Raw genomic sequence first — 23,867 nt, 5'->3', positions numbered from 1 at the left:
AAAAAAGAAAACAAATAAGGTAAGACCGCACTGTAGCGCGGTTCGCTTGATGGTGTCAAATTTACACTAAAAATATTCGGGCTTTGCGGACTAAGTGCGCGTACACACTATGGCGCGAAGACCGAGTTTAGAGGAGGTGAGTGGTGAGAATCTCAGTCTTGGTAGCAAATTGCATGCGTTTTCGTGCTGCTTTTCGCTACCTTTTTTATTTTTTTCCTGGCGGGGTGTCGTGGTGATTTAATCGGGGCTCGATTGAATCTTCTCCTTTATATTTCAAACGGAGACAACGTGATCCATTGCCGCGTTCAAGCGCTATTAGAAAACTCAAATACCTATTCGGAAAAGCGGCACCATAGTGTGCCACGTCTCCATGTCGGACAGTGGGGGCTGCCTATTCAGAAACTGTGCTTGATTATTGTTATGGCCTGTGGCGCCATGCTGAGTCTATTTGGATTGTTTCTGCTCTTGCTTCTTTAGTCCATTTCTTTGGACGATCTTTTCTGTCTTAATTCGCCTTTTCTGCGGAGGATGGCGGAGCGGCATTACTGCGATTAGTAATCGTCACGCCCAACATCACCAGCAAGCCACCGACGACCATGGAAATTAAGATCGGCTCATGCAGCATCAGCGCACTCAAGGCCACGCCGAAAACGGGAACCAGATTATTGAAGACAGCAGTGCGCGCGGGGCCGAGTGCTTTGACACCTTCGTAGTACCAAATAAAACCGATCACGGTACCGAACACGCCCAGAAAAACGATAGCGCTTTGTACTTGCCAATTCAGGCGACTTGCATTGAAGTCCGACCATTGAAAAATCGCACCGATGCACAGCATTACGAAGCCCCACAAGGATGCATAGGTCGTCGCGGCGACGGGACTTAAACCTTTGAGTGCTTGTTTGCCGAGGATGGTATAGGTGGTCCAGGAGGCAACTGCACATAGCATAAAGGCTTCACCCCAGCCCATACTTGCGGAGAGATCATGAACCGCTTGCATCAGTTCACCGCGCGTCAACACAATCGCTGCACCGATGAAGGCAATCGCAATGCCTAACCATTTACGCCAACCTAAGCGTTCACGAAAAATCACGGCCATCGATAAGGCGGTGACGATTGGGCTCAAAGAGACAAAGAGCGCGCTGCGACCGGCGGGCATGCGTTGCAGAGCGGCCAGAAAAAACAAGTTATAAAAGAAGATGCCGCTCGCGCCCAAGCCGAGTGTCGCCAGCATCTGTTGGCGCGACAATTTTGGTAAACCACCTTCCAATTTCCACGCCAATGGTAACAAGCATAGGCAAGCGACGAAGAAGCGTCCTGCGGCCGCAATCATGTGCGGTACTTCAGTTGAAACGATGCGTCCCGCGATAAAAGTACCACCCCAAAACAAGGCGACGAAAACAAGTTTGAGATAAACCGAGTAGTGGTGCTTTTCCATGTTGGCTGTCATTCAATGGGGGATCACGATGCGAGCGTAACGGTCACAACGGTTCTATCGCAATCAGAAAAAACGCTAGCATGCCACAAAGCGATAAACATCGTCGGCACCGAGTTCACGTTTGAGTTTGCCCTCGAACCACAAGTAGTGGCAGTGTGCCAGCGCTTCACCTAAAGCGAAGGTCAGTTGATGGGCGTCGAGTTCGCGTTTAAACATGATCGGTACGATCTCATTGGCCGATAAGGGCACGGTACAAGCGCGCAGCACTTCATCGAGTCGATCGGCGTGGTGTTGATGTAATTGCGCGATCCGTTTGTGCATGCCTTGAAATGGTTTGCCATGCGAGGGCAACACTAAACATTGCTCAGGCAAGTCGGCGTACTTCGTCAACGAGTTCAAATACAAACTCACAGGATTTGCTTCAGGCTCGACCGCGAACACGGAGACATTGGTGGAGATGCGCGGCAATAACATATCGCCTGAAATCAGGCAGGCCATCTCGGCGCAATACAAAGAGACGTGCTCTGGTGAGTGACCAAAGCCAGTGATCACGCGCCATGTATGCTTGCCAATGTGAATCTCTTGTTGATCTTGCAGGCGTTGATAGCTGGTTGGCACCGTCGGTACCAAACGTGTGTAATAGGTTTTGCGCTCCTGGATTTTCTCTTGCATTTCCGCGGTCACTAAGCCGTGCTTGCGGAAATGAGGAAACATCGCCGAACCGTCCACGCCAGGTAAACCTGCCGACATCATGCGGGCAAACGCGTATTCGCCTGTGCTCATGAGTAACGGAGCTTTCCAACGCGAACATAACCAATCGGCAAGGCCGACGTGATCAGGGTGGCAGTGTGTGACGAGCACCCGCAAAATTGGCAAGCCACGTAGATGGCTACCGAATAAGACTTCCCAAGCGTCGCGCGTGGTATCGCTATTGATGCCGCAATCGACCACGGTCCAGCCTGCTTGCACGCCTTGCTCAGTCTTTATTTCATCTTCCAACAGCCAAAGATTGATATGGTTGAGCGCAAACGGTAGGCCCATGCGTATCCAGAAAATCCCGGGGGCGACGGCAATGCATTGGCCTGGGTTCGGCACTTGATCGGCCAAAGGGTAATGTAATTCTTGTTCGAGGTGATTCATGTTTTCATGCGTCGCGGTTTGATGATCATGCTGGTGACATTGATGCTGACACCCAAGCTTTTTCCGGTTCAAAGCCGACGATTAATCTAGTTTTCTGAGAGAGTTGTAAGACCGCCTGCACTCGTTCAAACGAAAGACGAGGGCGGGTGTTGCAAATTGACGTTTACGTTAACTGCGTTTAAGCTAGGATTCTAAATTCAAATCTGCATAGAGGTAGGCTTTTTTAGCCGAATCCGCGAGAAAAAATTAAACAATGGCAACTTATACAATTACCGAATTAGCAAAAGAATTCGATATTACGCCGCGTGCAATCCGCTTTTATGAAGATCAAGGCTTGCTGAGTCCGAAGCGCGAAGGCCCTAGTGGGCGCAATCGAGTGTACTCGGCACGTGAGCGCACACACCTCAAATTAACCTTGCGTGGCAAGCGTTTAGGTTTGAGCCTCTCCGAAATTAAACACTTGGTCACGATGTATGACTCGCCCAAGGACACCGAAGTACAGTTGCAAAGTTTTCTGGAAGTGTTGGCGAAACACCGCGCTTCTTTGGAGCAACAACGTGAGGATATCGAAATCATGCTGGCCGAAATCAAGTCACACGAAGACGAAAGCCGTCGCTTGCTTGAAATTGCCAAAAAAGCAAAATAATATTATGCGAATTGACGTTTACGTTAACGTCAATTCGAAGTATCATTTTTGTCGTTTGAATTAATCATATTTATCGTCTTAAGTAGTGCTGCGGGTGTAATCTTAAACCCCTCAACGCGGAGGCACAGAGACGCAGAGGAAAACCTTGAAAGAGAGGTTTTCTCTGTTTTAGATGTTCTCTGCACCTCAGCGTCTCGGCGTTGAGGGGTTTCTCATCTCAACCACGTGCGCGCTTTTTCTAAAAATCGAGGACACTATGTTGCATTTACCAGGTTTAACTTTCGATCATGGCGAAGACATCGCTGCTTTGCGTGAAGCCGTTCAACAGTTTGCTGCATCTGAAATCGCGCCATTGGCGGCGGAGATCGACAAGACTGACCAATTCCCTATGCATCTGTGGAAAGCCATGGGTGAGATGGGCTTGTTGGGCATGACTGTGTCTGAAGAATACGGTGGCGCGAATATGGGTTACCTCGCGCACATCATCGCTATGGAAGAAATTTCTCGCGCATCCGCCTCTGTTGGTTTGTCTTATGGCGCGCATTCTAATTTGTGCGTGAATCAAATTAATCGCAACGGCAATGCAGAACAAAAAGCAAAATACTTGCCGAAATTAATATCTGGTGAACACGTTGGTGCTTTGGCGATGTCCGAGCCAAACGCGGGTTCCGACGTCGTCAGCATGAAATTGCGAGCCGATTTGAAAGGCGATCGCTACGTCTTGAACGGCAATAAAATGTGGATCACGAATGGCCCAGATGCAGACACATTAGTGGTGTATGCGAAGACCGATTTGGAAGCGGGCCCACGCGGCATGACTGCTTTCATCATCGAAAAAGGCTACAAAGGTTTCAGCATTGCGCAAAAACTCGACAAGCTCGGTATGCGCGGTTCGCACACGGGCGAATTGGTATTCCAAGATTGCGAAGTGCCAGTGGAAAACGTACTCGGTGGCGTTGGCAAAGGCGTCAATGTTTTGATGTCTGGCTTGGATTTTGAGCGCGCTGTGTTGTCGGGCGGCCCATTAGGCATTATGCAAGCGTGTATGGATGTGGTGGTTCCTTACATTCACGAACGCAAACAATTCGGCCAAGCGATCGGTGAATTTCAACTGATGCAAGGCAAAATCGCCGATATGTATTCGACCATGATGGCATGCAAAGCTTACGTCTATGCGGTCGGCGAAGCCTGTGTACGCGCAAAAACACCAGAAGCGACACGTGCTCTACGTAAAGACGCAGCTGGGGCGATTTTATATTCCGCTGAAAAAGCAACTTGGATGGCCGGCGAAGCGATTCAAACTTTGGGTGGTAATGGCTACATCAACGAATACCCAGTGGGTCGCTTGTGGCGTGATGCGAAGTTGTATGAGATTGGTGCGGGTACGAGTGAAATTCGTCGTATGCTCATCGGTCGTGAACTGTTCGCCGAAACTCTGTAATGACGCATTGATAAATCCGATTCTGGGGTGCATTTCGGCGTTGCCGGTCCTCGCAATATCGACATATTGCTGCGGGCGGCGCCTTGAACTGCTTCCCCATAATCGAATTTCTCAACGGTCATTGGTTCGTGGTACGCAATTCTGAAAATCGTTGAACTCGGTTCCTTGCGAGTTTGTGTTGAGAGGTTTTGAAACGGTTGACGCTGATGCCCCAAATCGCTTTTCCTAAATTGTTGTCTTCGCAAATTGCATTCGACATTGCAAGGACCATACTCGACGGTTTTGATAAGCATTACCGCTTGTTCCGTGCCACTACGCAGTTGGCGAAGCAGCGGTTTGAGAAGGCGGATTGGAAAGCGGCGCAGGAGGATGCCCGCGAGCGGATTGCCTACTATGATCGACGTGCTAAAGAGTGCGTTCAAATTCTTGAGGATGAATACGACAAAGAGGATTTAACGGACGAGGTGTGGCGCGAGGTGAAGTTGCATTACATGGGTTTGCTGATCGATCATTTGCGACCTGAGTTAGCGGAAACGTTCTTCAATACCGTTTGCACTAAGCTCTTGCATCGTACTTATTTTCACAATGATTTTATCTTTGTACGTCCAGCGACGGCGACCGATTACATCGAACGCGAAGACACGCCCGCGACTTATCGCGTGTACTATCCAGCCGCTGATGGTCTGAGCTTTAGCTTAAAACGTATCGTCACTAATTTTCAACTACAAACACCATTTGCGCACCTTGATGCGGACATCGCGAAAGTTGAAGCGCGCTTGTTGGAGCAATTTGGTGATGCGCGTTTCGAACCGAATCATCAGCTACAAGTTTTAGCCAGCTTATTCTTCCGTAACAAAGCAGCCTACATCATCGGCAAGAGTATCAACGGCAATCAAGAAATGCCGTTTGTGATTCCCATTATTCACAATAAAAATAGGGAGTTGATCCTCGACACGATCTTGTTCGACAACATGCACATCACGGTCTTGTTTTCGTTCACGCGCGCTTACTTCATGGTCGATATGGATGTGCCATCGGCCTATGTCCAGTTTATTCGCAGTATCTTGCCACGCAAGCCGCGCAGCGAGATCTACACTATGTTGGGTTTGCAAAAGCACGGCAAGAATTTGTTCTACCGTGACTTCCTGCATCATTTGAAATACTCGTCCGATATGATCGCCGTGGCACCTGGTATCCGCGGCTTAGTGATGCTGGTATTTGCCTTACCTTCATTTCCCTATGTATTCAAATTGATCAAGGACAGTTTTCCACCGCCGAAGGAAACCTCGAAAGCTTTGATCAAAGAGAAGTATCAGTTGGTCAAGAACCATGATCGCGTAGGCCGTTTGGCCGATACTTTGGAATACTCCGATGTGGCTTTCCCGCGCTCACGTTTTTCTGAAGATCTACTCGCGGAAATTCGTAGTTATGCACCGTCGATTTTGGAAGTGAACGAGGACGAAGTCATCATCAAGCACTTGTACATTGAACGTCGCATGACGCCACTGAATATTTGGCTGATGGAAGCCGAGCAACGCGGTGATGATGCAGCGATCGAGCATGCGATTATCGAGTACGGCAACGCGATTAAAGATTTGGTCGCTGCGAATATTTTCCCTGGCGATATGCTGTACAAGAACTTTGGCGTGACGCGTCATAAACGCGTTGTGTTTTACGACTACGATGAGATCGAAACCATCGTCGATTGCAATTTCCGGAATATTCCACAACCACGTAATGAAGAGGACGAGATGTCCGCCGAACCGTGGTATCCGATTGCAAAGAACGATGTGTTCCCAGAGCAGTTCGGCAGCTTCTTGTTAGGCAACGCCAAGGTAAAACAGTATTTCATGAAACACCATGCCGATCTATTGACGGCGCAGTATTGGCAGGAAAGAAAAGACAGAATTTTGAAGGGGAAGGTGGATGATGTATTCCCATATCCCCAGGAAATTCGATTTGGAGGCGGCTGACGAAATCGCGCCCCAGCGTTGTTGCGCCGTCTCGCCGTGCATGCGCACTGTCTTCGACGGCACGCCTAGCTGGGACGCGATTGCGTCAGCCTTGTAAGAGTTATGGCGGCTTGTGAAATCCCGCCCCAGGGTTGATGTGCCGTCTAGCTGTGCGTGTGCACTGTCTTCGACGGCGTGCCTAGCTGGGACGCGATTGCGTCAGCCTTGTGAGCAGGATTTCAATAAATTTTGTAGGGCGGGTGAAACCTGCGCTGAGAAGTAAAAATTTTGTTTTGTATCGAAGCAGCTAAAAGAATATTTTCAAAAAAGTAGTTATCAATAAATCTGGAGAAAACCATGAATGATCCTATCGTAATCGTCGGCGCAGCACGTACACCTATGGGCGCTTTTCAAAGTGATTTCGCTTCTTTGACAGCGAGTCAATTGGGTGCGGTGGCTATCAAGGCGGCGGTTGAGCGTGCTGGTGTGAAGCCAGAGTTGATCGAGGAAGTATTGTTCGGTAACTGCTTGATGGCAGGTCAAGGTCAGGCGCCAGCACGTCAAGCTTTGTTGGCTGCGGGCTTGCCGTATTCGACTGGTGCTGTGACTTTGTCGAAGATGTGCGGTTCCGCGATGAAGGCCACCATGATGGCTTACGATTCGATTTTGGCAGGCAGCAATGAAGTCATGATCTCTGGCGGTATGGAATCGATGACGAATGCACCGTATTTGATTCCGAAAGCACGTGGCGGTTACCGTATCGGCCACGGCCAAATTTTCGACCACATGATGCTCGACGGCTTAGAAGACGCTTATGACAAAGGCCGCTCTATGGGCACTTTTGCAGAAGATTGCTCCAGCAAATATGGCTTCACCCGTGAAGCACAAGACGCCTTTGCGATTGCTTCTGTGACGCGTGCCCAAGCGGCAGCAAACAGTGGTGCGTTCGCATGGGAAATCGCGCCAGTGACCGTGTCTGGTCGTGGTGGTGATGTCGTGATCGATAAAGATGAAGGCCCATTGAAAGCGAAGATCGATAAGATCCCTAACTTGAAACCAGCTTTCAAAAAAGATGGCACGATTACAGCGGCATCTTCCTCTTCCATCAACGATGGTGCAGCGGCATTGGTCTTGATGCGTGAATCGAAAGCCAAAGAATTAGGCTTGACACCAATCGCGAAAATTTTGGGCCATGCAACGCATGCACAAGAACCAGGTTGGTTCACGACTGCCCCAGTGGGTTCCATCGAAAAACTCTACAAAAAAGTAGGATGGACTACTGCTGATGTCGATCTGTTTGAAGTCAATGAAGCTTTCGCCGCAGTACCTATGGCAGCGATGCATGACTTGAACATCCCACACGACAAGATCAATGTCCATGGTGGTGCTTGCGCGCTCGGTCACCCAATCGGCGCATCCGGTGCTCGTATTATCGTGACACTGATCGGCGCTTTGAAAGCACGTGGCGGCAAACGTGGCGTGGCTTCTTTGTGTATCGGTGGCGGTGAAGCGACCGCGATGGCGATTGAGTTGGTGTAATAAACGTAGGTTGGGCCGGTAAGCCCAACAATGAAATTGCGAAGTTGGGCTTGCCAGCCCAACCTACAAAACCGGAGTCAAAACTAATGCCAACAGCACTCATCATCGGTGCCTCACGAGGAATCGGATACGAATTTGCACGTCAGTACAAAGCAGCAGGATGGCGTGTGATTGCGACTGCGCGCACGCCCGAGGGTTTGGAAAATCTGAAAAGTCTGGGCTGCGAAACGATGCCGATGGATGTGAATAATCTCAATGATTGTGCTGGCTTAGGCTGGCGACTTGATGATGAAAAAATCGATGTGGCGATTTTGAATGCTGGTGTGCTAGGGACTCGCACACAAGGCTTGCAAACACCGTTTCAACCTAGCTTTGACGAAGTCATGCATACCAATGTCTTAGCCGCTATGCGCATCTTGCCTATTCTTTTGCCACTAGTCGAAAACGCCGCGGGAAAATTGGCGGCGCTGTCTTCGACTATGGGATCGATTGGCATGCGCGAGAATAATTCGTCTTGGTTATATCGCGCCAGTAAAGCGGCTTTGAATTCGGTTTTAAAGGATGTGTCACTCAGCGCACAGAAAGCGACTTGCATCGCCTTTCATCCAGGATGGGTTCAGACCGATATGGGCGGGGCAGGTGCAGAAATCAGTGTCGAAGTCAGCGTTGCAGGAATGCGGCATGTGATTGCTGAGAGCGGTCACGCTCAGAATGGACAGTTTCTGAGTTATGACGGGTCGCAGTTGGATTGGTAATTGAAGAAAACCCCTCAGCGTCTCGGCGTTGAGGGGTTTTAAAAATATTCGTAAACAGGTAAGAACATGCAACTAACATCAGAACACGAAATGATCCGCGATGCAGTGCGTAGCTTTGTGCAAGAGCGCATTACGCCGAATGCCGCGCGTTGGGATAAAGAGCATCACTTCCCCGCAGAAGAACTCAAAGAATTGGCGGCGATGGGTGCGTATGGCGTGGCGGTTCCAGAAGAATTGGGCGGCGCCGGTATGGACTATCTTTCACTGGCCTTGGTGTTGGAAGAAATCGCTGCTGGTGATGGCGGAACGTCCACTGTCGTATCCGTGAATAATTGCCCCGTTTGTAGTATTGGCATGATGTATGCCAACGCACAGCAAAAGGAACGATGGTTGCGCCCGCTCGCTAGTGGTGAAAAACTCGGCGCGTTTTGTTTAACGGAGCCACATGCCGGTAGCGATGCGGCTGATCTGAAAACCACTGCAAAGCGTGAAGACGATGAGTATGTGCTGAATGGTGTGAAGCAATTCATCACCAGCGGTAAGCACGCCGATGTCGCGATTGTGATGGCAATGACAGATAAAGCAGCAGGCAAGAAAGGCATCAGCGCTTTTTGGGTTGATACCAAAACCCCAGGTTATATCGTTGCGAGTCTCGAACATAAAATGGGGCAACATTCCTCAGACACCGCGCAGATCTTGTTTGAAAACTGCCGCATCCCCGCTGCTAATTTGATTGGCGAAGAAGGTATGGGCTACAAGATCGCTTTGTCGGGTTTGGAAGGTGGCCGCATCGGTATCGCTTCGCAATCAGTCGGTATGGCACGCGCTGCATTTGAGGCAGCCCTAACTTATGCGAAAGATCGCCGTACGTTTGGCAAGCCTATTTTTGAACATCAAGCGGTGCAATTCCGCTTGGCCGACATGGCGACACAAATCGAAGCTGCACGCCAATTGATTTGGCATGCAGCGAGTATGAAAGACGCCGGCAAACCATGCTTAAAGGAAGCTGCCATGGCCAAACTGTTTGCGTCCGAAATGGCAGAAAAAGTGTGTTCCGATGCGATTCAAATTCACGGTGGCTATGGCTATGTGAGCGACTTCCCAGTCGAGCGCATTTATCGCGATGTGCGTGTTTGCCAGATCTATGAAGGTAGTTCGGATATTCAGAAGATTTTGATTGGCCGTGGGCTGATGGATTGAGGGATTTTTTGCCGCTGATTGGTGAGTTGATAGCATGAAAGACTTTGAGCTGCAAATTATCAAAGAATTGCTTGAAATGCTTGGTCTAGCAGATGTTGTTAGAGGCGGAGAAGTTAGTTTGTTTGAAGTGGAATACAGTGGGGCGGGGTATTTTCTAAGTTTTCGTCACCCTGCGTTGCCCAAGAAGCGCGTCGTATTAAATAGCCCAAACATTTCGGGAAGGCTTGGTGAAATCGAGGTTGGTTTTATTGGTTTTATCGAGAATTCGGAAATAACCTTGGAATGTTTCGCTTATGAAGGAAGTATTTCTCAGAGCGATCGAAATGGCGAGTTCACTCGGACATTTATTTGAATAGGTATCGCCGGCACTTCGAGAAAGTGACGACGTATTGATAATTGAAATTCCGGAAGTTGTAGATGATAGGAAACCGATCAAAGGAGTAGCAATGAACAAACGCATCGAATATTGGTTTGACTACGTTTCACCTTATGCCTACTTGACCACGCAAGTGATCGAAGAGTTGGCGGCGAAGTATGGTTATGAAATTGATTGGAAACCCGTGTTGTTAGGAGTGGTCTTCAAAACGACTAACTCCAGTCCATTGACGATGCGTCCACCGATCATGGCGTCTTATCACAAGCATGATATGGAACGTTCAGCGCGTTACGCTGAGATTCCTTTTACTTTGCCAGAACCATTTCCGATCAATACGCAAAACACAGCACGTGTGTGCTTGTGGATGAAAGAAGTTGCGCCGAGCCGTGTCGGTGAATTCACACGCGCTGTGACCAAGGCTTACTTCTCAGGCCCGGCTGGCATGAATGATATTGCTTGGCTGGCCGAGTTTGTGAGTGCAATGGGACTCGATGGTGAAGCAGCGGCAGCGGCCTGCAAAGATGAAAAATACAAAGCGCAATTGGCAGCAGCCTGTGAAGAGGCTGTGAGCAAAGGCGTGTTTGGCGCGCCATGGATGATCGTTGAAGGCGAACCATTCTGGGGCAACGATCGTTTGCCTCAATTAGAAAAATGGTTAGCTACGGGTGGATTTTGAATTTGAAATAAAACCTCTCAACGCCGAGGCGCGGAGTCTCGGAGAAATTCGAAAACAGAGAAAACCTCTCTTTTAAGGTTTTACTCCGCGCCTCAGCGCCTCGGCGTTGAGGGGTTTTCAGAGTTTTTTATTGATCTGCAATGCTAGAACTTATTGGGATGCAAAATGAAAAAAGGCTACAAACAATTGGTTGAAGAAGCCAACGCGCAGATCAAAACGTATAGCGTGGCCGAAGCGCAAGCGAAGCTAGCAGATCCGAATGTGCAGTTCATCGATGTGCGCGATATTCGTGAATTGGAACGCGAAGGCATTATTCCCGGCGCCTTCCATGCACCACGCGGCATGATCGAGTTTTGGATCGACCCAGATTCACCGTATTTCAAACCTGTGTTTGGCGAACAAAAAGAATTCATCCTATTCTGCGCAGCCGGCTGGCGTAGTGCATTGACGACGAAGACGGTACAAGACATGGGCCTAGAAAACGTGGCCCACATCGACGGCGGCTTCGGCGCATGGAAAGCGGCGGGGGCGCCTACGGCGGTGAAGGAGAAGAAAGTTTGAAACTGGTAAGTTATTCTTACCCACTTCTTGAAAAAAATCCTAAATTGCAGTTAGTCGAAAGAATATCCCCTCTCCCGCAAGCGGGAGAGGGCTAGGGTGAGGGTGATTCAGTAGTTGCACAGTGTTTGAATACATAGTCTGCGAAGTTTGAGTGCGTTGGTACTTTCATATTTTGTACGACTCTGAACGACCCTCATCCCCGACCCTTCTCCCGATTGCGGGAGAAGGGAGCGTTTGGTAAAAGTAGGGCGGGTGCAATCAGCGCCGTCCTACAAAGAAATAAGTAGGTAAAGCGTGAGTAAAACAATCTGCCCCTGTGGCACCAACAAAGAATTCGCAGCCTGTTGCGGCCGCTACATCAGCGGTGCGGAAGTCGCACCAACTGCAGAAGCATTAATGCGCTCGCGTTACACGGCCTACACGCTCAACGACGAAGCATATTTGCGAGCGACTTGGGATGAAAGGACTTGTCCTAAGGAGTCTATCGTGCATGGTGATCCGACCAAGTGGTTAGGATTGGAAGTAAAGAAACACACAACGCAAGAGAAAGAAGCCATGGTGGAATTCGTGGCGCGTTACAAAATTGGTGGCAAAGCCCATCGACTACACGAAAAAAGTCGCTTCGTGAAGTTTGATGGCAAATGGTTTTATGTTGATGGAATCTACCAATAAGGAATTGGCAGAAAACCCCTCAACGCCGAGACGCAGAGGCGTTGAGGACATCGAAAACAGAGAAGACCTCTCTTTTAACGTTCTACTCTGCGCCTCAGCGCCTCGGCGTTGAGGGGTTTAAAAGGTTTATGAAATTGAGCACAGCCCAATAAGTAATCGGAAAAAAATTATGACAACTCTAGAGTCCAAACTTAACCCTCGTTCAGAGGACTTCAAAACCAACGCTGCGGCGATGCAAGCGATTGTGGATGACCTTAAAGCCAAGATCGCCCAGATCTCGCTGGGTGGCGGCGAGGCAGCGCGTGAAAAGCATTTGGCGCGTGGTAAATTGTTGCCGCGTGATCGCGTACAAATGTTGCTCGATCCGGGCACGCCTTTCCTTGAATTTTCGCAACTGGCCGCGTTCAATATGTATAAAGAAAAGAACGATGCGGATGCGGCGCCAAGTGCGGGTGTGATCACGGGTATCGGTCGCGTGGCCGGACAAGAATGTGTGATCGTGTGTAACGATGCCACGGTCAAAGGCGGCACGTATTTCCCAATGACGGTGAAAAAGCATTTGCGTGCACAAGAGATCGCCGAGCAAAACAATTTGCCTTGTATCTATCTCGTTGATAGTGGTGGTGCAAACTTGCCGAACCAAGATGAAGTGTTCCCAGATCGCGATCACTTCGGCCGCATTTTCTACAATCAAGCCAATATGTCTGCGAAGGACATCCCGCAAATCGCAGTGGTGATGGGCTCATGTACAGCGGGTGGTGCTTACGTGCCAGCCATGAGCGATGAGTCGATTATCGTCAAAGATCAAGGCACGATATTCTTGGCCGGCCCGCCTTTGGTGAAAGCCGCGACTGGTGAAGTGGTGAGTGCGGAAGATCTCGGTGGTGGTGACGTGCATACGCGTTTGTCGGGTGTAGCCGATCATCTCGCGCAAAATGATACTCATGCGCTGTCTTTGGCGCGCGGCATCGTTTCGCACTTGAATCGCCAGAAGCCACAGACCGTGGTGTTGAAAAAGGTGGAAGAACCGAGATATCCGGCCAGTGAATTGTATGGCGTGATTCCAGTCGATACACGCAAACCTTTCGATGTGCGTGAAGTGATTGCCCGTATCGTGGATGGCAGCCACTTCGATGAATTTAAAGCACGTTACGGCACGACGCTGGTCTGCGGTTTTGCGCATATTCACGGCATGCCGGTTGGTATCGTCGCTAACAACGGCATCTTGTTTTCCGAAGCCGCATTGAAAGGCACGCATTTCATTGAGCTGTGCTGCCAACGTAAGATCCCGCTGGTGTTCTTGCAAAATATCACCGGCTTTATGGTCGGCCGTAAATATGAAAACGAAGGTATCGCACGCAATGGCGCCAAGATGGTGACGGCAGTGGCGACAGCAAATGTGCCGAAATTCACCGTGATTATTGGCGGCAGTTTCGGCGCAGGGAACTACGGTATGTGCGGCCGTGCTTATTCACCGCGCTTCATGTGGATGTGGCCGAATGCCCGTATTTCCGTGATGGGCGGCGAACAAGCCGCGAGCGTGTTGGCCACCGTGCGTCGTGATGGCATTGAGGCCAAAGGTGGTAGCTGGAGCGCCGAAGAAGAAGCCGCGTTTAAACAACCGATCAAAGATCAATACGAACACCAAGGCCATCCTTACTATGCATCGGCACGCTTGTGGGATGACGGTGTGATTGATCCAGCGGATACGCGTATGGTGTTGGGATTGGGCTTGTCGGCCGCGCTCAACGCTCCAATACCAGATGCTAAGTTTGGGATATTCAGAATGTAGTGAACCCCTTCCTAAATCCGATTGCAGGGCGCATTACGGCGTCAGAAATCCTCGCAATATCGACATATTGCTCCGGTTTCTTCCTTGTACTGCATCCCTGTAATCGAATTTTTGAAGGAGTTCAGTTCTCCAGTTTTTGCCGATAGTCGAAAGAAAGTTTTATGTACCAAACCCTCACCCTCACGCGCGACAACAAAGTTGCCACCGTTACGCTCAATCGTCCTGATGTACGCAATGCGTTCAACGAAACGACGATTGCTGAGATTACGCAGGTGTTTAATGAATTAAGTGGCGATACCAGTATTCGCGCGATTGTGTTGGCGGCGAATGGTCCTGCGTTTTGCGCGGGTGCTGACCTCAATTGGATGAAGAAGATGGCGGACTATACGCATGCGGAGAATGTTGCCGATGCGGGTGCGTTGGCCGCGATGTTATCTGCCATCTATACCTGTGCGAAACCTGTGGTGGCGCAAATTCAAGGTGACTGCTATGCCGGTGGTATGGGCTTGGTCGCGGCTTGTGATGTGATCGTTTCTGTCGATACCGCACAGTTCTGCTTGAGTGAAGTCAAGTTAGGTTTGATTCCTGCCACGATTTCTCCGTATGTGATTAAAGCCATGGGCGAAAATGCCGCTCGTCGCTATTTCTTAACCGCAGAACGTTTCGATGCAGCGCAAGCTTTGCGAATTGGTTTTGTACATGAGGTGGTGGCAGCGGATGCTTTGCAAAGTAAAGTGGCGGAGATCGTTAAAGCTTTGGTGACCAATAGTCCGAATGCAGTCGCCCAAGCGAAGGTCTTAGTGCGCGATGTCGGCGGTCGTGAAATTACTCCCGACTTGATTGCAAATACAGTAGAAGGGATTGCCATGATTCGTGCCTCGGATGAAGGTCGTGAAGGCGTGCGTTCCTTCCTCGAGAAGCGTAAGCCGAGCTGGTTGGGGTGATCAAGTATAATGATGGGTTTTGGTTGGATTGCAATTTTGGGGTTTTTTACTCCCTTCTCCCGCAAGCGGGAGAAGGGTTAGGGATGAGGGGGATTCAGGTTTCTGCAAAGTAAGCGTAAAACTAACGTTACAGAATTCTGAAACACCCTCACCCTAACCCTCTCCCGCTCGCGGGAGAGGGGATTAAGAGTAAAACCGTAGGGCGGGTGCAACCCGCGCCGCCTAGCCATTGAGCAACAGCGCGGTTCGCGCCACCCTTGCAAGAATACAAAGGAATGCTGGATCAAGTCCGGTATGACGGCAAAAACAGTTGTTAATGGTTTTTAAAAATAAGTTAAACGTAGTGAATACCGAATTGAAAACACCGAGCACATCATGGGTAGAGCGCAGTCTGCAAAGCGTCTGGCATCCGTGCACGCAAATGCAGCACCACGAAACCATGCCTTTGATTCCGGTGAGTCATGGTCGCGGCGCCTGGCTGGTCGACATGGAAGGCAAGCGCTATCTCGATGGTATTAGCTCTTGGTGGGTCAATTTGTTCGGGCACGCGAATCCACGTATCAACACCGCACTCAAAGATCAGCTCGATCAATTGGAACATGCGATGTTGGCAGGCTTTACGCATGAGCCTGTGATTCGTTTGTCCGAGAAGTTGTCTGCCCTCACGGGTGGCGTGCTTGGTCACTGCTTCTACGCCTCGGATGGCGCATCTGCCACCGAAATCGCCTTGAAGATGAGTTTCCATTTTTGGCGCAATCAAGGTCAAACCGAGAAGCAAGAATTTATTTGCCTGAAAGGCAGCTATCACGGCGAGACCATAGGCGCGCTGGCGGTGACAGATGTGGCTTTATTCCGCGACGCTTACGGCCCCATGATCCGCAATGCTCACGTGGTCGCTTCGCCAGATGCGCGCCTGGCACAAGAAGGTGAAACAGCGATGGATGTCGCGCGCCGTGCAGCGGCCGATATGGAACGCTGCTTGCAGGAACGTGCTGGCAAAATTGCAGCGGTGATCTTAGAGCCTTTGGTGCAATGTGCGACCGGTTTCGCCATGCATGATCCCGAATATCTACGATTGGTGCGCGCTTTGTGTGATCAATACCAAGTCCATTTGATTGCCGATGAAATCGCGGTTGGCTGTGGTCGCACGGGCACTTTCTTTGCTTGCGAAAATGCGCAAATTTGGCCTGACTTTGTCTGCTTATCCAAAGGAATTAGTGGTGGCTATTTGCCGCTGTCTTTGGTGATGACGCGCGAAAACATCTATCAAGGCTTTTACGATAGCGATGTGCGTCGTGGATTTTTACATTCACATTCATACACTGGCAATCCTTTGGCCTGCCGCGCCGCATTGGCGACCTTGGAAATTTTCGAGACCGATGAGGTGTTGGCGCAAAATCGCGTGAAGGCGGCGAACATCACTGAGGCTTTGCAGCCACTCGCGCAACATCATCGAGTCAAACATTTCCGTCAGCAGGGCATGATGTGGGCTTTCGATGCCGTGTTTGATGACGCCACTGCGCCAGCCGCAAAAACATTTTCACGCCGTTTCTTTACCCAAGCTTTGCAAGAAGAATTGTTGTTACGCCCGATTGGCAACACCGTGTATTTGATGCCGCCGTATATTGTGAATCAAGAAGAAATAAGTTTGGTAGGCGAACGCATGCTGAAAGTCTTCAACCAAGTCATGGGAGAAGCAGCGTGATTCTACTCGATCAAATCCAACGTGAATTAGCAGCCTTAGATGCGAAGAGTTTGCGTCGTCGTCGCCGTCATGCCGAGAGCCCGAGTGCGCCGCGTGTCAAGGTTGATGGCCGCGATATGCTGGCGTTTTGTAGCAATGATTATCTCGGCTTGGCCGCGCATCCAAAAATTATCGCTGCCATGCAAAAAGGTGCTGATCTTTACGGGGTCGGTAGTGGTGCTTCACATTTAATTAGCGGCCACAGTCACGCTCACGCTGTGCTCGAAGAACGCCTCGCAGAATTTGTTGCTCCGCATTTGGTGAACGCCAAAGCGCTGTATTTTTGTACGGGTTATATGGCGAATCTCGCCGTGTTGGCGGGCTTGGCGGCGGTCTCAGGTAAAGAGACGGAATTGTTTTCTGAATCACTGAACCATGCATCTTTGATCGATGGCGCCAAATTGTCGCGCGCAAAATTGCAGGTGTATCCGCATGGCGATGTCGCGACCTTACGCAGTTTGCTGCAGGCCTCATCTGCACCGACGAAAATCGTGGTCAGCGATAGCGTCTTTAGTATGGATGGCAATCTAGCCCCCGTGCCAGAATTGCTCGCCTTGTGCGAAGAGTTTAATGCATGGTTGGTGATCGATGATGCTCATGGCTTCGGTGCCTTAGGTGCCAATGGGCGTGGCGTCTTAGAGCACTTTAATCTGCGTTCGCCTAACTTGGTCTACATGGGCACCTTGGGCAAATCGGCCGGTGTCGGTGGAGCCTTCGTGGCGGCACATGCCGATGTGATCGAATGGTTGGTGAACAAAGCGCGTCCTTATATTTATACGACCGCTGCACCGCCGGCCTTGGCACATGCCTTGTTGACGAGTCTAGATATTATTCAAGGCGAAGAAGGACGAGCGCGCCGTGCTCATTTACAGGCTTTGATTGCCCAACTGCGCCGTGACTTAAAGTTGAAGCGTTGGACACTCATGCCATCAGATACAGCAGTGCAACCGATTGTGATTGGCGACAATGCCGAAAGTTTGAAGGCAGCAGCAACTTTGTACGAACAAGGATTTTGGGTGCCAGCAATACGGCCACCAACAGTGCCGGAAGGTACAGCGCGTTTGCGTATCACTTTGTCGGCCGCGCATACGGCAGAAGATTTGGCTTTGTTGATTGATGCTGTGAATGGTTTGGAAGAGTGAGGTTTGTGAAGCGAGATTTTTGACACGAGGTTGGCCGATCATTCCCTCCCTCCCCTTCAAGGGGAGGGTTAGGGTGGGGATGGGTTTCGATAGAGACAAGTTGCAATAGGGCAAAAAACCGTCCCCATCCCAGCCTTCCCCTTGAAGGGGAAGTAGTAAAGGTCATTGTAGGGCGGGTGCAACCCGCGCCGCCAGAACGATGAGCGCCTGAGCAGCGCGGGTTTCACCCGCCCTACGAGAGTTGAGTAGTAAGGAATAGTTTTAGAAATAAAATTTAAGCAATGCAAACAAGAACAAACGATTATTTCATCACTGGCACAGATACCGAGATCGGCAAGACTTTCGTTACGTCGGCTTTGCTGCGCGCTTTCACCCAGCAAGGAAGATCGACCTTGGGCATGAAGCCGATTGCGTCTGGTGCTGAGGAAGTCGACGGTGTTTTGCATAATGAAGATGTGGATAGTTTAGTCGCCGCTTCCAGCATCAAAGCACCGCAGGAAATCGTGGTGCCTTATTTGATGCGCACACCGGCGGCGCCGCATATTGTGGCGAAGTTGGAAAACGTGAAGATGGATGTGCAGCATGTTCAGCACTGCTATCAACAAGCGCAATCGCTCGCGGACGTGGTTTTGGTGGAAGGCGTTGGTGGATTTTGCGTGCCGCTCGATGATCAGACGAGTACGGTCGATTTAGCGCAGCGTTTAGGCTTGCCCGTCATTCTCGTCGTGGGCATGCGTTTGGGATGTATCAATCATGCTTTGTTAACCGCACAAGCCATACGGGCGAGTGGTCTGAAACTTGCAGCTTGGGTCGCGAATACGGTTGATAGCGACATGCGGTTTTTTGATGAAAACGTGCAAGCGATCGCACAGCGCATTGGGGCTCCCTGTTTAGGCGTGATGCCACGCCTTGCGGCTGATGCGCTCGACCATGCACATCAACATTTAAGACTTGAACTTTTGCGAGGCGAGTCATCGTAGTTTGTAGTGTGTGTACCTCGTAAGTATGAAATAAGTTTGAAGTAATTCAGTAGTTATCGCGTAATAACAGTAAGGAAAAGAAGATGGAACAAACAGTGAAAAACGACACCGCCACTAGCGCACCATTGCAATTTCAAGCGCCGGTGAAAACCATCACGGCTGAAACTTGGCCAGTTGATGAAGTAATGGCGCTGTTTGAGTTGCCATTCAATGACCTTCTGTTTAAGGCTCAACAGATCCATCGAGAGAATTTTCCGAACGGTGATGTTGAACTCGCGACCTTGTTGTCGATTAAGACCGGCGGATGTGAAGAGGATTGCGGCTATTGCCCACAAGCGGCGCGCTACGATACGGGCGTCGAAGCGAAGAAGTTGATGGATGTGCGCGATGTGTTGGAAGCGGCCAAAGCGGCACGCGAAAACGGTGCAACGCGTTTCTGTATGGGCGCAGCATGGCGTTCGCCGAAAGATAGAGACATGGAAAAAGTTGAAACCATGGTGCGCGAAGTCAAAGCCATGGGCTTAGAAACCTGTGCCACCTTGGGCATGCTGAAGGAAGAGCAAGCACAGCGATTGGCAGCAGCCGGTTTGGATTACTACAACCACAATCTCGATACTGCACCAGAGTTCTACAACAACGTGATTTCAACACGCGATTATCAAGATCGTTTGGATACTTTGGGACATGTGCGCACCGCAGGTTTGAAAGTGTGTTGCGGCGGTATCATCGGCATGGGTGAAAGTCGTCGTCAACGTGCTGGTTTGATTTCGCAATTGGCGAACTTGAATCCTTATCCAGAATCCGTGCCTGTGAATCATTTAGTGCAAGTCGAAGGCACACCTTTGCATGGCCTCGACCCACTCGATCCTTTGGAATTCGTACGCACCATCGCGGTAGCGCGTATCACGATGCCGAAAGCCCGTGTACGTTTGTCGGCAGGACGTCGTCAAATGGGCGAAGCAGTGCAAGCCATGTGCTTCCTCGCTGGCGCGAATTCGATTTTCTACGGCGATAAATTGCTGACTACAGAAAATCCAGAAGCAGAAGACGACAAAGCCTTGTTGGAAAAATTAGGTTTGAAGACGCGTGGTGTAGTAGAGAAGAAGGCTGGTGGTTGTAGTTAATGTTTGATTGAAAACCTCTCAACACAGAGGCACAGAGACACAGAGGAAAGACCGAGAAATTCTAGTTTTTAGGATGTTGTATTGAACTGTGCATATGAATTTTTGCTTTTCTCATGCTCTTCTCTGTGCCTCAGTGTCTCAGTGTTGAGAGGTTTAAGTTTTTAAAAATTTTCGAAAGATAAAAATCATGTTTAGCAAAATCCTCATCGCCAATCGTGGCGAAATTGCTTGCCGTGTTGCTGCGACTGCGCGTCGTATGGGTATCAAAACGGTGGCGGTGTATTCCGAAGCCGATGCGAATGCCAAACACGTGGCGGTGTGTGATGAAGCGGTCTTGATTGGTCCGGCACCGGCCAAGGAAAGTTATTTACGTGCCGAGAAAATTATCGAGGTGGCGTTGGCAACGGGTGCGCAAGCGATCCATCCTGGCTATGGTTTTTTGTCTGAGAATAGTGAGTTCGCGAATGCTTGCGCGAAAGCGGGTATCGCTTTTATCGGCCCACCAGCTTCTGCGATTGAGGCGATGGGTAGCAAGTCCGCAGCGAAGTCTTTGATGGAAAAAGCTAAGGTGCCTTTGGTGCCTGGCTATCATGGTGACAACCAAGACTCAGATTTCTTGCAAGGCGAGGCGGATCGCATCGGCTATCCTGTGTTGCTGAAAGCCAGTGCCGGTGGTGGTGGCAAAGGCATGCGCGTGATCGAAAAAGCGGCCGACTTCAAAGACGGTTTGGCATCGTGCAAACGCGAGGCGATCAATTCGTTTGGTGACGATAAAGTTCTCGCCGAAAAGTATTTGCAACGTCCACGCCATATCGAAATCCAAGTGTTTGCTGACACCCATGGCAATTGCGTGTATTTGTTTGAACGCGATTGCTCGGTACAACGTCGTCATCAAAAAGTATTGGAAGAAGCACCAGCGCCAGGCATGACGGCAGAACGTCGTGCAGCGATGGGTGAAGCTGCCGTGGCAGCAGCGAAAGCAGTTGGCTATGTTGGCGCAGGTACGGTGGAATTCATCGCCAACCAAGATGGTTCATTCTACTTTATGGAAATGAACACACGTCTGCAGGTGGAACATCCTGTCACAGAAATGATTACCGGCACCGATTTGGTTGAATGGCAATTGCGTGTTGCCGCTGGTGAAAAGCTACCGCTGCAACAAGATCAATTGCGCATTCATGGTCATGCGATCGAAGCACGTGTGTATGCGGAGAATCCAGAGAAGGGCTTCCTCCCTTCGATCGGCACGCTGCGCCATATGCGTACGCCAGAGGCGGTTAACTTCGAACTCGGTGGCAGCAACGAGCCTGCCGCCTTCCGTATCGATTCTGGGGTGCGTGAAGGCGATACGATTTCGCCTTTCTACGATCCTATGATTGCTAAGATGATTGTGTGGGGCAAGGATAGAAAAGAAGCCTTGGCGCGCATGGCACAAGCATTGGCGCAATATCAGATTGTGGGCTTGAACTCGAACATCGGTTTCCTCTCGCGTTTGGTCCAAGGTGAAGCCTTCTCTAACGCCGATTTAGATACCGGTTTGATCGAGCGCCATCATGGCGCATTGTTTCCTGCTGTCGCGCCGGCGAACCTATCAACCTTGGCATTCGCGGCGGTGGCATTGATCGCCAGCGAAAAACAAGTCGGTAACGATCCATGGCAGAGCAGCACCGGCTGGCGTATGAACTCGCAGTTGCAACGTGGTTTGCAGTTTGAAGAAGAGCAGGGCACTCATTCACTCTCTGTCACCTATGGACAAGATGGCTGGACCATGGCGGCGAACGGCGCGTCGACACAAGTGCGTTTGGTGTCGCAGGCCGCGAACGAATTGGTCTTGGCCATGGGCGAGCAAACTATGCGCGGCACTGTGGTGCGCGATGGGGAACAGTTCCATGTCTTCACACAAGGTCATCACACGGTTTTGCACTACGTTGACGTCATGGCGCACGCTGGCGAAAACGAAGCAGAGGGTGGACGTTTGACCGCACCAATGCCCGGCAAGATTGTCGCGGTGATTGCGAAAAACGGCCAAGAAGTGAAGAAGGGTGAGGCGCTGTTGATTATGGAAGCGATGAAGATGGAACACACCATCTCTGCACCTCATGATGGCGTCGTTGAAGAAGTTTTGTATACGGTTGGTGATCAGGTGACAGAAGGTGCGCCTTTGTTGAATTTTAAGCAGTGATTCTTTAACAGTGATTTAACTCCCCTCGCCCGCTGGCGGGAGAGGGGCGGGGGTGAGGGAGGTTCAGCGATTGTTGAATATTTTGATATCTAGGTATTTGAGACATGGGCGTAGCATGATGCACGTCGTTGAACGACCACCCTCATCCCTAACCCTTCTCCCGCTCGCGGGAGAAGGGGATTAAAGCGCATAACAACATGACGGTGTTCAATCCACATTACCCGAGCAAAGTTCCTGACGATCTCAAGCAGTACGCGCGAGAAATGCGTCAAAATATGCCAGATGCCGAGCAATTGCTTTGGTATTTGCTGAGAAATCGGAGAATGGCTGGTGCTAAGTTTCGGAGGCAACATCCGGTTGGGCGATACATCCTTGACTTTTATTGTATCGAGAAGAGCTTAGCGATTGAATTGGATGGCGGCCAACATAGTGAACAGCAAGCTTATGACAAAAGCCGCGATCAATTCTTAGCACTGCAAGGTATCGAGGTTCTGCGATTTTGGAATAATCAAATGTTGTCCGAAACAGAGTCCGTTCTTGAAATGATTTATGCTAGGGTCACCGATTAGTGTCACGTAGGCTTCTACGGTTAAAACCAAAAGCTTCCAACATTCGAAATTGATCAATTGGAAAAAATGAACATCATCTATTACGCAAGCGGTGCTGATCCTGAAGTCTGGTTGAAGGCTTTTCGGGCTTATCTTCCTGATGCGCAGATTCGTATCTGGGAAGATGGTGATGATGCGCCAGCCGATTATGCCTTGGTGTGGAAACCACCTGCCGCCATGTTGCGTGGACGTACAGATTTGAAAGCAATCTTCAACCTAGGCGCTGGTGTTGATGCGATCTTGCAATTAGGCGATGCCTTGCCTGCTGGCGTGCCTTTGATTCGCGTCGACGATGCCGGTATGGGTGTGCAAATGGCAGAGTATGTGAGCCATGCGGTGTTACGGCATTTCCGCCGTTTCGATGAATATGAGATGCTGCAAAATCAACAGCAGTGGCGTCCTTTACCGCAGCATCGTAAAGAGGATTTCAGTATCGGCGTGTTGGGATTGGGGGCCTTGGGAAACCGTATTCTTGATGGCTTGAAAGTCTTTGATTTTCCTTTGTTAGGCTGGAGTCGGTCGCCGAAGCAGATCGATGGTGTGCAATGCTTTCATGGGGATGCTGGCTTGGATTCCTTTTTGCAGCAGACCAAAGTGTTGGTGCTTATTTTGCCGCTGACCACGGAGACCGAAAACTTGCTCGATGAAAGCAAGCTGTCGCAATTGAAGCAGGGCGCTTACGTGATTAACGTCGCCCGCGGCGCGCATATCGTTGATGCCGATTTATTGAAGCTGATTCAAAACGGTCATATCGCAGGGGCGACGCTTGACGTATTCCGCGAAGAACCGCTACCGCTCGCCCATCCATTCTGGTCCGAAAAGCGGATCCATATCACGCCGCATATTTCAGCGTTGACGGTGCGGGACGAGAGTGCCAAACAAATTGCAGGAAAAATCGCTGCGCTCGAGCGTGGTGAAACCGTTGCTGGCTTAGTTGACCAGTTGAAAGGATATTGAA

The 23,867-nt window shown here is 50.2% G+C and carries 21 protein-coding genes; 19 read left to right on the top strand and 2 right to left on the bottom strand.

What is annotated here, in order from left to right; genetic code table 11:
• Positions 1 to 505 precede the first annotated feature (505 nt).
• On the bottom strand, positions 506 to 1,435 hold the full coding sequence (locus tag RF679_RS17450) for a DMT family transporter (RefSeq protein ID WP_309481904.1): 930 nt from the start codon (positions 1,433 to 1,435) through the stop codon (positions 506 to 508).
• Positions 1,436 to 1,510: 75 nt separating this feature from the next.
• Positions 1,511 to 2,575: an MBL fold metallo-hydrolase gene (locus tag RF679_RS17445; protein ID WP_309481903.1), complete on the bottom strand. Its 1,065-nt coding sequence runs from the start codon at positions 2,573 to 2,575 to the stop codon at positions 1,511 to 1,513.
• Between the two features lie 253 nt (positions 2,576 to 2,828).
• Here RF679_RS17445 and RF679_RS17440 point away from each other — a divergent pair, with 253 nt between their 5' ends.
• From RF679_RS17440 to RF679_RS17350, 19 genes are all read left to right on the top strand, one after another.
• Entirely contained in the window at positions 2,829 to 3,221 is a 393-nt protein-coding gene (locus RF679_RS17440; RefSeq protein WP_309481902.1) for a MerR family transcriptional regulator, read from the top strand.
• Between the two features lie 256 nt (positions 3,222 to 3,477).
• Positions 3,478 to 4,662: an isovaleryl-CoA dehydrogenase gene (locus tag RF679_RS17435; RefSeq protein WP_309481901.1), complete on the top strand. Its 1,185-nt coding sequence runs from the start codon at positions 3,478 to 3,480 to the stop codon at positions 4,660 to 4,662.
• A gap of 206 nt (positions 4,663 to 4,868) precedes the next feature.
• On the top strand, positions 4,869 to 6,635 hold the full coding sequence (gene aceK / locus RF679_RS17430; protein ID WP_309481900.1) for a bifunctional isocitrate dehydrogenase kinase/phosphatase: 1,767 nt from the start codon (positions 4,869 to 4,871) through the stop codon (positions 6,633 to 6,635).
• A 336-nt stretch (positions 6,636 to 6,971) separates the two neighbouring features.
• Positions 6,972 to 8,153, top strand: a complete 1,182-nt coding sequence (locus RF679_RS17425) for an acetyl-CoA C-acetyltransferase (RefSeq protein ID WP_309481899.1) — start codon at positions 6,972 to 6,974, stop codon at positions 8,151 to 8,153.
• An 86-nt stretch (positions 8,154 to 8,239) separates the two neighbouring features.
• On the top strand, positions 8,240 to 8,908 hold the full coding sequence (locus RF679_RS17420) for an SDR family oxidoreductase (RefSeq protein ID WP_309481898.1): 669 nt from the start codon (positions 8,240 to 8,242) through the stop codon (positions 8,906 to 8,908).
• A gap of 66 nt (positions 8,909 to 8,974) precedes the next feature.
• Complete coding sequence (locus RF679_RS17415; protein ID WP_309481897.1) at positions 8,975 to 10,108, top strand: acyl-CoA dehydrogenase family protein; 1,134 nt, start codon at positions 8,975 to 8,977, stop codon at positions 10,106 to 10,108.
• 34 nt (positions 10,109 to 10,142) lie between these two features.
• A complete protein-coding gene (locus RF679_RS17410; RefSeq protein ID WP_309481896.1) occupies positions 10,143 to 10,460 on the top strand; it encodes a hypothetical protein in 318 nt (105 codons plus the stop codon).
• A 94-nt stretch (positions 10,461 to 10,554) separates the two neighbouring features.
• Positions 10,555 to 11,160 (top strand): 2-hydroxychromene-2-carboxylate isomerase, encoded by a 606-nt coding sequence (locus tag RF679_RS17405; protein ID WP_309481895.1) that lies wholly within the window; start codon positions 10,555 to 10,557, stop codon positions 11,158 to 11,160.
• Between the two features lie 165 nt (positions 11,161 to 11,325).
• Positions 11,326 to 11,721, top strand: coding sequence for a rhodanese-like domain-containing protein (locus tag RF679_RS17400; RefSeq protein WP_309481894.1), 396 nt, complete (start codon positions 11,326 to 11,328; stop codon positions 11,719 to 11,721).
• Positions 11,722 to 12,015: 294 nt separating this feature from the next.
• Positions 12,016 to 12,393, top strand: coding sequence for a YchJ family protein (locus RF679_RS17395; RefSeq protein WP_309481893.1), 378 nt, complete (start codon positions 12,016 to 12,018; stop codon positions 12,391 to 12,393).
• Positions 12,394 to 12,562: 169 nt separating this feature from the next.
• Positions 12,563 to 14,185: a carboxyl transferase domain-containing protein gene (locus RF679_RS17390; RefSeq protein ID WP_309481892.1), complete on the top strand. Its 1,623-nt coding sequence runs from the start codon at positions 12,563 to 12,565 to the stop codon at positions 14,183 to 14,185.
• A gap of 161 nt (positions 14,186 to 14,346) precedes the next feature.
• Positions 14,347 to 15,129: an enoyl-CoA hydratase/isomerase family protein gene (locus tag RF679_RS17385; protein ID WP_309481891.1), complete on the top strand. Its 783-nt coding sequence runs from the start codon at positions 14,347 to 14,349 to the stop codon at positions 15,127 to 15,129.
• A 316-nt stretch (positions 15,130 to 15,445) separates the two neighbouring features.
• The gene (gene bioA / locus RF679_RS17380) at positions 15,446 to 16,834 is read left to right on the top strand and encodes an adenosylmethionine--8-amino-7-oxononanoate transaminase (RefSeq protein WP_309481890.1); all 1,389 of its coding nucleotides are present in this window, start codon (positions 15,446 to 15,448) and stop codon (positions 16,832 to 16,834) included.
• Positions 16,831 to 18,015 (top strand): 8-amino-7-oxononanoate synthase, encoded by a 1,185-nt coding sequence (gene bioF / locus RF679_RS17375; protein ID WP_309481889.1) that lies wholly within the window; start codon positions 16,831 to 16,833, stop codon positions 18,013 to 18,015. Before bioA ends, bioF begins: the two co-directional genes overlap by 4 nt.
• A gap of 281 nt (positions 18,016 to 18,296) precedes the next feature.
• The gene (bioD, locus tag RF679_RS17370) at positions 18,297 to 18,995 is read left to right on the top strand and encodes a dethiobiotin synthase (RefSeq protein ID WP_309481888.1); all 699 of its coding nucleotides are present in this window, start codon (positions 18,297 to 18,299) and stop codon (positions 18,993 to 18,995) included.
• Between the two features lie 83 nt (positions 18,996 to 19,078).
• Positions 19,079 to 20,119, top strand: coding sequence for a biotin synthase BioB (bioB, locus tag RF679_RS17365; RefSeq protein ID WP_309481887.1), 1,041 nt, complete (start codon positions 19,079 to 19,081; stop codon positions 20,117 to 20,119).
• A 187-nt stretch (positions 20,120 to 20,306) separates the two neighbouring features.
• Positions 20,307 to 22,301 carry an acetyl/propionyl/methylcrotonyl-CoA carboxylase subunit alpha gene (locus RF679_RS17360; RefSeq protein ID WP_309481886.1) on the top strand — a complete coding sequence of 665 codons (1,995 nt, stop codon included), beginning with the start codon at positions 20,307 to 20,309 and terminating at the stop codon, positions 22,299 to 22,301.
• A 197-nt stretch (positions 22,302 to 22,498) separates the two neighbouring features.
• Complete coding sequence (locus RF679_RS17355; protein ID WP_309481885.1) at positions 22,499 to 22,870, top strand: endonuclease domain-containing protein; 372 nt, start codon at positions 22,499 to 22,501, stop codon at positions 22,868 to 22,870.
• Positions 22,871 to 22,936: 66 nt separating this feature from the next.
• Complete coding sequence (locus RF679_RS17350) at positions 22,937 to 23,866, top strand: 2-hydroxyacid dehydrogenase (RefSeq protein ID WP_309481884.1); 930 nt, start codon at positions 22,937 to 22,939, stop codon at positions 23,864 to 23,866.
• Position 23,867 lies beyond the last annotated feature (1 nt).

It is taken from the genome of Undibacterium cyanobacteriorum (assembly GCF_031326225.1).
GTDB lineage: Bacteria > Pseudomonadota > Gammaproteobacteria > Burkholderiales > Burkholderiaceae_D > Undibacterium > Undibacterium cyanobacteriorum.
This window is presented reverse-complemented; position numbering and strand designations above follow the sequence as displayed.